The 506-nt window shown below is 56.7% G+C and carries 1 pseudogene; it reads left to right on the top strand.

What is annotated here, in order from left to right:
• Positions 1-506 (top strand): annotated as a pseudogene (locus CXQ97_RS21395) (transposase); the annotation flags it as partial.

The following is a 506-nucleotide window of genomic DNA, read 5'->3' as shown; positions in this document are numbered from 1 at the left end:
AGTTTAAGCGCGAAGCAGCCAGTCTAGTGCTCGACCAGGGTTACAGCTGTCCTGAGGCAGCCAAATCCCTTGATGTAGGTGAGACCGCACTGCGGCGCTGGGTCAACCAGTTGCAGTTGGAGCGCGGTGGCATCACCCCCACAGCCAAAGCGCTTACGCCTGAGCAGCAGACTATTCGGGAGCTTCAAGCCCGCATCAACCGGCTGGAGCTTGAGAAGAAAATCTTAAAGGAGGCCACTGCGCTCTTGATGGCCGAGGAGCACGGGCGCAGACGTTGAAGTCGATTCGGCAGTTAGCAGCACGCTACCCAGTTCAACTGCTGTGTTCAGTGTTTGAACTGCCTCGTTCCTGTTACTACGCCCATATGGCTCGGCGCCGTCGCATTGATGTTCGGCGGGTGGGTTTACGCAGCCGTATTAGCGAACTTTTCAGTCAAAGCCGTAGTTCAGCTGGCAGCCGCAGTATCGTTGCCATGCTCAAGGATGAGGGCGTCAAAGTAGGTCGCT

Source organism: Arthrobacter sp. B0490 (assembly GCF_002929355.1).
Taxonomy (GTDB): Bacteria; Actinomycetota; Actinomycetes; order Actinomycetales; family Micrococcaceae; genus Arthrobacter_D.
The sequence above is the reverse complement of the archived record's forward strand: the minus strand, read 5'-3'. Positions and strand labels throughout refer to the sequence as shown.